General features: G+C 72.3%; 10 protein-coding genes. 5 read left to right on the top strand and 5 right to left on the bottom strand.

Features of this window, described 5'->3' with window-relative positions:
• From proS to ACFE60_RS15125, 4 genes are all read right to left on the bottom strand, one after another.
• Positions 1-959: proline--tRNA ligase (proS, locus tag ACFE60_RS15140; RefSeq protein ID WP_375389696.1), on the bottom strand; the 959-nt coding region annotated here is incomplete at its 3' end.
• A gap of 192 nt (positions 960-1,151) precedes the next feature.
• On the bottom strand, positions 1,152-2,321 hold the full coding sequence (locus tag ACFE60_RS15135) for a hypothetical protein (RefSeq protein WP_375389695.1): 1,170 nt from the start codon (positions 2,319-2,321) through the stop codon (positions 1,152-1,154).
• 151 nt (positions 2,322-2,472) lie between these two features.
• Complete coding sequence (locus ACFE60_RS15130) at positions 2,473-3,228, bottom strand: aspartate/glutamate racemase family protein (protein WP_375389694.1); 756 nt, start codon at positions 3,226-3,228, stop codon at positions 2,473-2,475.
• A gap of 10 nt (positions 3,229-3,238) precedes the next feature.
• The gene (locus ACFE60_RS15125; RefSeq protein WP_375389693.1) at positions 3,239-4,771 is read right to left on the bottom strand and encodes an NCS1 family nucleobase:cation symporter-1; all 1,533 of its coding nucleotides are present in this window, start codon (positions 4,769-4,771) and stop codon (positions 3,239-3,241) included.
• A gap of 232 nt (positions 4,772-5,003) precedes the next feature.
• Here ACFE60_RS15125 and ACFE60_RS15120 point away from each other — a divergent pair, with 232 nt between their 5' ends.
• The 5 genes from ACFE60_RS15120 to ACFE60_RS15100 all read left to right on the top strand — a co-directional run bounded on the left by ACFE60_RS15120 (position 5,004) and on the right by ACFE60_RS15100 (position 8,790).
• Complete coding sequence (locus ACFE60_RS15120; RefSeq protein ID WP_375389692.1) at positions 5,004-5,612, top strand: helix-turn-helix domain-containing protein; 609 nt, start codon at positions 5,004-5,006, stop codon at positions 5,610-5,612.
• Entirely contained in the window at positions 5,609-5,932 is a 324-nt protein-coding gene (locus ACFE60_RS15115) for a cupin domain-containing protein (protein WP_375389691.1), read from the top strand. Before ACFE60_RS15120 ends, ACFE60_RS15115 begins: the two co-directional genes overlap by 4 nt.
• Before the next feature lie 108 nt (positions 5,933-6,040).
• Positions 6,041-7,237, top strand: a complete 1,197-nt coding sequence (locus ACFE60_RS15110; protein WP_375389690.1) for an SPFH domain-containing protein — start codon at positions 6,041-6,043, stop codon at positions 7,235-7,237.
• A 25-nt stretch (positions 7,238-7,262) separates the two neighbouring features.
• Positions 7,263-8,483 (top strand): TFIIB-type zinc ribbon-containing protein, encoded by a 1,221-nt coding sequence (locus ACFE60_RS15105; protein WP_375389689.1) that lies wholly within the window; start codon positions 7,263-7,265, stop codon positions 8,481-8,483.
• A gap of 4 nt (positions 8,484-8,487) precedes the next feature.
• On the top strand, positions 8,488-8,790 hold the full coding sequence (locus ACFE60_RS15100) for a hypothetical protein (protein ID WP_375389688.1): 303 nt from the start codon (positions 8,488-8,490) through the stop codon (positions 8,788-8,790).
• A gap of 65 nt (positions 8,791-8,855) precedes the next feature.
• Here ACFE60_RS15100 and ACFE60_RS15095 read toward each other — a convergent pair.
• On the bottom strand, positions 8,856-9,226 hold a 371-nt coding region (locus ACFE60_RS15095), incomplete at its 5' end, for a flavodoxin-dependent (E)-4-hydroxy-3-methylbut-2-enyl-diphosphate synthase (RefSeq protein WP_375389687.1).

Below are 9,226 nucleotides of genomic sequence, written 5' to 3'. Positions count from 1 at the left end.
CGCTTCAGCTCGACGTGGCGGTCGCCGGGGACTCCGACGACGACCAGCTCCCGCCTGCCGTCCGGGTGGGTGAGCGCGAGGACCACGTTCTTCAACGTGTCCGCCGCCGTCCACGGCTCGCCGCCGTCGCGCGGCACGCGCTCGTTCGCCAGCGTCACGAGCGTCGCGATGGTCGGGGTGTCGGGAGAGTCGAACACCTCGGCCGCGGGGCTCCCGTCGAGCGACCGGGGCGCGGGAGGCAGGGTGCGGAACGCCTCGACGTTCGCGGCGTACCCGCCGGCGGAGCGGACGAACGTGTCCTCGCCGATCGGCGTGGGGTGCAGGAACTCCTCGCTGCGGGAGCCGCCCATCGCGCCCGCGTGGGCGGAGACGATCGCGTACGCGAGGCCGAGCCGCGCGAAGATCCGCTCGTACGCGTCGCGCTGCAGCTGGTAGGACGCCGCCTGCCCGTCGTCGTCGACGTCGAACGAGTAGGCGTCCTTCATCGTGAACTCGCGGCCGCGCAGCAGGCCGGCGCGGGGTCGCGCCTCGTCGCGGTACTTGTCCTGGATCTGGTAGATCGACAGCGGCAGGTCCTTGTACGAGGAGTAGAGGTCCTTCACGAGCAGCGTGAAGACCTCCTCGTGCGTCGGGGCCAGCAGGTAGTCGTCGCCCTTCCGGTCCTGCAGGGTGAAGATGCCGTCGCCGTACTCGGTCCAGCGGCCGGACACCTCGTAGGGCCCGCGGGGCAGCAGCGCCGGGAAGTGCACCTCCTGCGCGCCGGCCGCCTCCATCTCCTCCCGCACGATCGCCTCGATTCGGGCCTTGACCCGCAGCCCGAGCGGCAGCCAGGCGAAGAGGCCGGGGCCCTGGCGGCGGACGTACCCGGCGCGGACGAGCAGCCGGTGGCTGATCACCTCCGCGTCGGCCGGGTCCTCGCGCAGGGTGCGGAGGAACAGCCGACTCATGCGCGTGACCACGGTCCGGAAGCCTACCGACGGCCGGAGGCGCGCGGCCGCCGGGCGGGACGGACGGCGGGAACGCCCCGGCCCCGGTCGAGCGGACTCGATCGGGGCCGGGCGAAGCGGGCGTTCGGGCCGCGCTGGAGCCTCAGGCTATTGGCGAGCCGCCCGGTCGGGACCGGTCCGCCGACCCCCAGTGCGGGGGCCGCCTCACGCGGGGTCGACCAGCCGCAGGGCGGACTGCGGGTCGAGGTCGGTCTGGGCCCGCAGGCCCGCGTACGCCGACCGGAGGTCCGCCAGCAGCTGGGCCCGCTCCTGCTCCCACCTGGACCAGTCGGCCGCCGCGTTCAGGCGCTGGACCGCCGCGTCCGATCGGCTGTCCGTGCCCCAGGTGAGCGACCGGCCCTGCCCGGCGGCGTCGAAGTCGTGCGCAAGCCGCAGCCCGGCCGCGACATCGGTTGAGGCGATCGCGGCGGCGGCGGTCTCCGCCGCGGTGGTGGTGCCGAGGAACGGCCGCGACGGCAGCGACGGCAGCGACGGCGGGAACGACGCGCTGCTCCCCTCCGCGTGCGCCCGCAGCGCCCGGGCGTCCGCTTCGCCGGCGGTCCCGCCCTGGAGCACGGCGCCGCCGGAGACGGGCCGCGCCTGCAGCGCTCGCGCGTCCGCGTCCGCGGCGGTCCCGCCCGGCGGTCCCGCGGGGACGGGATGCTCCCCGGCCTCCGCCGGCGCGGCGGACCGGGGCGGCGTGGTGGAGAGCGGTGCGGCCGGCAGGATCGTGGGCCCTGACGCGGCGACGACCAGCGGCTCGGCCGGTGCCGACGGAGCGGCCGACGGAACATCCGCAGCCTCGGGCCCGACGACGATCGGGCCCGAGGGCGCGGGGGCCTGCGCAGACGGCTGCGTCGGCATCGCGATCTCCGCCGGCGGCCGCGCTGCGACGGGCGCCCCGGGTCCCGCCGACCGCACGATCGGCATCGGGATCGGCTCCGGCTGCTGCACCGGCAGGCGCGCCGGAGGTCCCACCGTCGGCACCGGGCGCAGCACGGCGGGCCGGGGGTCGAGCAGCGCGGCCGGGACCGCCGCCGGCGGGATGACGGGAGGCGCCGGAAGGGCGTGCGGCGCAGGCAGGCGGATCGGCGCGGGCGCGGGTTCCGTGATCAGGGCCGTCCGGACCAGCAGGGGCGCGACGGTCACGACCGGGGCGGGCGGCGCAGCGGGCGGACGCGCCCGCACCACCACCACCGGCCGCTCGTCGATGCGGTGCTCGTGCGGCACCCCTCCACGCTGGCGGATGGGCGACGCGTCGGCGGCGGTCCGCACGCGCGCGGGCCTCGGCTCGGCGGTGCCCGCCGCGACCGCGGTCACCTGCAGGGCTGCCATGGTCCCCCCGAACCGTGCTGCACGACCGCGGGATCGCGGCCCGTAGCGAGCGTCCCACCGCCGTCAGGACCGCCGCACCCCCGGTCCGGGTCGGATCCGGGTGGTCCGCGCATCCTGCACCCGTCGATCCGTGCACCAGCCGCCGGCCGCCTCAGATCGAGCCGACGGGCACCGGGCCGACGCGGCGCTCGAACGGCTGCAGCGGCCCGCTGTAGGGCTTCGCGGGCGGCGGGGCGTACTCGTCGCGCCGGCTCGTCGTGAGCCCCAGCGCGATCAGCGACTCGACCAGCTTCACCGCGGCGGCGACCCCGTCGACGACGGGCACGCCGATGGTCGCCGACACCTCCGCGCAGAAGTCGGCCATCCCCGCGCAGCCGAGCACCACGACGTCGGCGCCGTCCCGCTCGACCACCTCCCGGCACAGCTCGGTGACCACCCGGCGGGCGTCGCTGCCCGGCAGCTCCAGGTCGAGGACGGGGATGTCGCAGGCGCGGATCGCGACGCAGCGGTCCGTGAACCCGTACCGGGACACGAGGTCGTGCGCCGTGCCGATCGTGCGGGACAGCGTCGTGACGACCGCGAAGGTGCGGCCCAGCAGCGTGGCGACGTGCATGGCCGCCTCCGCGATCCCGACCACCGGCCCGATCGCGATCTCCCTGGCCGCGTCGAGGCCGGGGTCCCCGAAGCAGGCGACGACCGTGCCCTGCGCGCCGTCGCGCTCGCCGCGCCCGATCTCCGCGAGGAGACCGGGCACGGCGAGCGCCTCGTCGTAGTGGCTCTCGATGGACGCCGGGCCCATGGAGGGGTTCACCGCGACCACCTCCGCATCCGTGACGCGGGCGGCGCAGGCGCCGATCGTCGCGGTCATGCTCGCGGTGGTGTTCGGGTTCACGACGAGGATGCGCACCCCTCGATCCTCAGGCCTCGGCCAGCGAGCCGTCCGAGATGCTCTCCTCGTCGGCGGCCGGCACGGGGATGCGCGGGTTGAACCGCTCGAGCAGGGCGAAGATCGCGAAGCCCAGGCCGCAGCCGATGAACCAGCCGAAGTCGCCGACGCCCGCGAAGAGCGACAGCAGGATGGTGGGGATGCCCGCGCTCGCGACCGTGATGACGGCGTTCGGGTTGAACCCGCCCGAGTACCAGTACCGGCCCGCGGGCGACAGCGTGTACATGTCGTCGACCGCGATCCGCTGCTTCGCCGCGAGGTAGTAGCCGGCGATCAGGATGCCGAAGAGCGGCCCGATCAGGCTGCCGAGGATCCCGAGCGAGTACTGGATGGCGGTGGAGTTCGTGTACCAGTTCCAGGGCGTGAGCAGCACCGAGCCGACGGCGGCGATCATGCCACCCATCCGCCAGCTGATCTTCTGCGGCGAGACGTGCGAGAAGTCGAAGGCCGGCGAGATGAAGTTCGCCACGATGTTGATCCCGACCGTCGCGGTGACGAAGGTGAGGCCGCCGAGCAGGATCGCGACCGGGGTGTCGATCTGCTTCACGGTCTCGATCGGGTCGGTGATCAGTTTCCCGAACACGGGCACGGTCGCCGACGCGCAGACGACGGTGAGGATGGAGAAGAACAGGAAGTTGAACGGCAGCCCGAGCAGGTTGCCCCGCTTCACCGCCGTGAAGCTCTTGCCGTACCTCGAGAAGTCGCCGAAGTTCAGCATCGGTCCCGAGAAGTAGGAGACGACGATCGCGACCGCGCCGATCATCACCGGGATGGAGGCGGCGAGGCTCAGCTCCGGCCCGGTGTGCAGCGAGAGGTTGATGCTGCCGAGACCGCCGGCCTCCATGACCAGGTAGACGGCCAGGATCACCATGACGACGTAGACGGCCGGGCCGGCGAAGTCGATGAACCGCTTGATGGTCTCCATGCCGGTCCAGAACAGCGCCGCCTGCGCGACCCAGAGGATCGCGTAGGAGATCCAGCCGAGCGCGTTCAGCCCCAGGAAGCTCGGCTCGACGAGCGCGGCCGCGCCGGGTATGAACTTCAGGAAGATGATGTTCAGGCTCTGCGCCGCGAGGAACGTCTGCACGCCGTACCAGGCCACCGCGATCAGGCCCCGGATGATCGCCGGGATGTTCGCGCCCTTGACGCCGAAGATCGCCCGGTTGATGACGGGGTACGGCACGCCGGTCTTCTGGCTGGGCTTCGCGACGAGGTTCGCGAAGATCATCACGATGACGATGCCGATCAGCAGCGCCACGAGCACCTGCCAGGCGGCGATGCCGAGGGCGAACAGGGTGCCCATCGTCAGGTAGCCGCCGACGGAGTGCACGTCCGACATCCAGAACGCGAAGATGTTGTACGACGTCCAGGTCTGCTTCCGCAGCGGGGCGAGGTCCTCGTTCGTCAGGTCCGGGTCGTAGCCGGGCTTGATGAGCCCCGCGCCGGCGGGCTGGTGGACGTCGGGAAGTGGATCGACCTTGGTCGACTGCTCCGTGCTGGTCATGGACTGCCTCCGAGATGGGTTGCGGGCGCGACGGATCGCGCCGCGATGGCGTGGTGGAAGACGCTCGGCGCCGGTCCGGCGCCGGACACCGGGGAGCACGGGTTGGAGCGGTTGAAGGACCCGCCGGTGTCGGAAGTGAAGTTACGACTTCACCTGACCGCGGGGATTTCGCGCCGGTTACGAGTCCGTTTCGTCTCCGGCACCGGCGTGTCGTCGGGCAGAATCAGGACCCGTGACGGCGAAGGAGCAGGCACTCGAGGCGCTCGAGTCCGAGCACCTGGGTGCGCGGCTGCGCGCGCTCCGGCAGCAGCGGGGCCTGAGCCTGCGCGACCTGGCCGATCGGCTCGGCATCAGCGTCAGCGCGGTGTCGCAGATCGAGCGCGGCGTGCTGCAGCCGTCGGTGAACCGGCTGCTCGCGATGGTGTCGGCGCTGGGCGTGCCGCTCGCGCGGGTGTTCGACGACTCCGCCCGCGACCGCGCGTCCGGTGCGAGCGCCACCGGCTACGTGCTGGCGCGCTCCGGCGACATCGCCACGGTCGAGCTGGAGGACGGCGTGCTCTACCGGCGCCTGTCGCCGGCGGAGACCCGAGGCGTCGACTTCTTCGAGTCCACCTACCCGCCCGGCTCCCACGTCGGCGAGGGGAACGCCCTGATCACGCACACCGGGTACGAGGTCGGCACGGTCGAGCTCGGCGAGCTGACGATCCGCTTCGAGCAGGAGGAGGTCGTGCTCGGCCCGGGCGACTCCATCACCTTCCCGTGCGACGTGCCCCACCGGATCGCGAACCGCGGGCACCGCGTCGCGATCGCGACCTGGCTGATCGTGCACGACGTCCGATGACGGCGCAGGTCTGGCAGGCGGCCGAGGTCCCGATCGAGCACGAGGTCCTGCCCGATGCGGGCGGGCAGACCGCGGGCTCCGCCGACCTCGGGCCGTTCGGGGCCGGCTCCTTCGGCGTCTGGGAGATCGAGACCGGCGTCTCGACGGACGTGGAGGCGGACGAGGTCGCGGTGGTCCTGTCGGGCCGCGGTTCCGTCGAGGACCTCGACACCGGCGCCGTCGTCGACCTGGCCCCTGGCACGATCCTGCGGCTCACCGCCGGCACCCGCACGCGCTGGACCATCACGGAGCGCCTCCGCAAGGCGTACGTCGTCGGCTGACGGCTCGCGGGCCCTCCTGCGGATCGGCCATCGACACGACCGCGCTCCGCGCGGCATCATCGGCATGGCCGCGTCGACGTGGCCGCACCGACCTGGAGGAACGAGCTCGTGGGACTGTTCAAAGCCGCGCTGGACACCCTCGGCGGCACGTTCGCCGACCAGTGGAAGGACTTCCACACGATCCCGGACGGACTCGCGCCCACCGCGGCCGTGTTCCCCGCGGTCCCCCGGGGAACGAACGCCGGTCGCGGGTCCAACACCCGCGCCTCCGACAACGTCATCACGAACGGGTCGAAGATCGTCGTGCCGGCCGGGTACGGGCTGGTGCTGATGGAGGACGGGGCGATCACCGGCTTCGCGGCAGACCCCGGCGGGTACGAGTGGCGCTCGCAGGCGCAGGACTCCGCCGGCATCTTCTCCGGCGACGGCATCGTGAGCCCCCTGATCCGCACCTCGTGGGAGCGGTTCAAGTTCGGCGGCCGTCCCCAGTCCCAGCAGCAGGCGTTCTTCGTCACGCTGAAGGAGCTGCCGAACAACCGGTTCGGCACCCAGTCCGAGATCTACTGGGACGACGCGTACCTGAACGCGCAGGTCGGTGCGGTCACGCGCGGCACCTACACGCTGAAGATCGTCGACCCGATCCTGTTCGTGAAGAACTGGATGCCGGCCGCGTACCTGCAGAACGGGCGGGTGTTCGACTTCACGGACCTCGAGAACGACGCCGCGACGCAGCTGTTCAACGAGGTCGTCGGCTCGCTCGCGCCCGCGTTCTCGATGTACACGAACGATCCCGCCAAGGGGAACCGCATCACCCGCATCCAGCAGGACTCGATCGGGTTCGCGCAGAGCCTCTCTGCGGCGGTCGAGACGAACTACCAGTGGCTGACCGGCCGCGGGCTGCAGATCGCCCAGGTGGCGCTGGTGTCGATCGAGTACGACCCGAACACGCGAGAGCTGCTGAAGACCGTGCAGCGGGCCGACGCGCTCGCCGGCGCCCGCGGGAACTCCAACCTGCAGGCCTCGGTCGCCGCGGGGTTCGAGTCGGCCGGCGAGAACGCCGGTCCCGGAGGCATCCTCGGGTTCGGCATGGCGGCGGGAGCCACGGGGCTCGGCGGGCTGCAGCAGCCCGTCCCCGGGGTCGGGGCGGGCAGCGCTCCGACGGCGACGGCGCCCGCCCCGGCCCCAGCCCCGGCCGCCGCGGACGACCCGATGGCGGTGCTCACCCGCGCGAAGCAGATGCTGGACGCCGGGCTGATCACGCAGCAGGACTACGACGCCGCGAAGGCCAAGGCCCTCGGCCTCTGAGCCGAGCGCGAAACCCCGACCGCCGATGACATCGCTGCCGGACCCCGCGGGTCCGCCCACGGACCCCGCGGGTCCGCCCCCCGCGAACGCCGGCCCGCGCACCGGGAACGACCGGCTCGCGGACGGCGTCAACCGGTGCCAGCGGTGCGGGTCGACGGACATCGTGCCCCGGCCGGGCACCGGCATGCTGATGTGCCTCTTCTGCCGCTACGAGTGGTCGGAGGCGCGGGTCGAGGAGCGGTTCGGGCTGGGAGACGGGATCGGCGACCTGCAGGGCACGCAGCTCGCCTCCGGCGCGCAGGACATCGACCCGCAGGAGTCCGGGCTGATGACCCTGAAGTGCGCGGGGTGCGGCGCGGAGGTGGTGGTGAACACCGCGACCGAGCTGTCGGCCCGCTGCCACTGGTGCCGTCACGTGCTGGGGGTCAACGAGCAGATCCCGAACGGCGCCGTGCCGGACGCCGTGCTGCCGTTCCAGCTGACCCGCGAGCAGGCGGTGTCGAGCATCCGGCGGTTCGCCGGCTCGCGGCGGCTGTTCGCGCACAAGCGGTTCAAGGCCGAGTTCACCCCCGAGAACGTGGTCGGCGTCTACCTGCCCTACCTCGTGGTGGACGCGAACGCGTCATCGGACGTGGTCGGCCGCGGCGAGGTGCAGACCCGGCGCTACACCCGCGGATCGGGCGACAGCAAGAAGACCTACTACGACGCCGACGTCTACCGGGTGCAGCGGCACGTCGAGTTCACCGTCGACGACCTCACCGTCGAGTCGTCGGCGGCGCGCGCCGACTTCACCTCCCCCGGCAACACCAACAACATCATCAACTCGATCCTCCCGTTCGACACGAAGAACGCGGTGTCCTGGAACGCCGACTACCTGAGCGGGTTCACCTCCGAGCGGCGCGACCGCGACGTCGACGCCGCGATGCCGGAGGTGCACGACGAGCTGCTCTCGATCGCCAGGTCCCAGGCGTCGTCGACCATCGGCCGCTACGACCGGGGCGTGCGGTGGGAGCAGGAGGGGCTCGACCTGCACGGGTCGCGGTGGGTCTCGATGTACCTGCCGGTCTGGCTGTACTCGTACTACCACGTGGAGGGGGGCCAGGGCGTCGTGCACTACATCGCGGTGAACGCGCGGACCGGCGAGACGATGGGAAGCGTGCCGCTGGCGAGGGGCAAGCTGTTCCTGGCGGCGGCGTCCGTGGGCACGGTGGTCGAGGCGGTCGTCCTCGCGATCCTGGCGAGGTGATCCGATGATCGATCTGCTGATCCAGGCGCTGCCGGTGCTGCAGAGCTCCGACAGCGGAGGCGGGTCGGGCGAGCTCGCGCTGCTGCTCGCCGGCCCCGTCAGCGGCACGGCCCTCTACGCGGCGGTCCACCGCTACTACCGCAACGCGGACAAGCGGCACGGGTTCGAGACCGAGACGGCGATCGCGCTGAAGACCGACATCTCCGGGCAGGACGAGAAGGTCGACGAGGTCAAGGGGACCCGCGAGTCCCGCATCCGCGACGACAACTCGCGAGACTTCCGGCGCCGGGTGGCGAAGCTGGACTGAGCCTCCCCTTCTTCATTTTGAAGGCGATCCGGTCGACCGGATCGCCTTCACAACGCAGTAGCGGCTCAGACGGTCACGACCTCCGGGGCCCCCGTCGCGGCGCCCGGCCCCATCTCGTCGGCCAGGCGGTTCGCCTCCTCGATCAGGGTGGCGACGATCTCCGACTCCGGCACGGTCTTGATGACCTCGCCCTTCACGAAGATCTGGCCCTTGCCGTTGCCGGAGGCGACCCCGAGATCCGCCTCCCGCGCCTCCCCCGGCCCGTTCACCACGCAGCCCATGACGGCGACGCGCAGCGGGACGCTCATGCCCTGCAGCCCCTCGGTCACGTTCTCGGCGAGCGAGTAGACGTCGACCTGGGCGCGACCGCACGACGGGCAGGAGACGATCTCGAGCTTGCGCTCGCGCAGGTTCAGCGACTGCAGGATCTGCAGGC

The organism is uncultured Amnibacterium sp., from assembly GCF_964245895.1.
Classification (GTDB): Bacteria; Actinomycetota; Actinomycetes; order Actinomycetales; family Microbacteriaceae; genus Amnibacterium.
The sequence above is the reverse complement of the archived record's forward strand: the minus strand, read 5'-3'. Positions and strand labels throughout refer to the sequence as shown.

What these genes read in the sequence shown, in the direction of transcription:
- ACFE60_RS15135 (WP_375389695.1), bottom strand. Translation starts at nt 2,321, where the DNA reads ATGGCAGCCCTGCAGGTGACCGCGGTCGCGGCGGGCACCGCCGAGCCG.
- ACFE60_RS15100 (WP_375389688.1), top strand. Translation starts at nt 8,488, where the DNA reads ATGATCGATCTGCTGATCCAGGCGCTGCCGGTGCTGCAGAGCTCCGAC.
- ACFE60_RS15105 (WP_375389689.1), top strand. Translation starts at nt 7,263, where the DNA reads ATGACATCGCTGCCGGACCCCGCGGGTCCGCCCACGGACCCCGCGGGT.
- ACFE60_RS15115 (WP_375389691.1), top strand. Translation starts at nt 5,609, where the DNA reads ATGACGGCGCAGGTCTGGCAGGCGGCCGAGGTCCCGATCGAGCACGAG.
- ACFE60_RS15125 (WP_375389693.1), bottom strand. Translation starts at nt 4,771, where the DNA reads ATGACCAGCACGGAGCAGTCGACCAAGGTCGATCCACTTCCCGACGTC.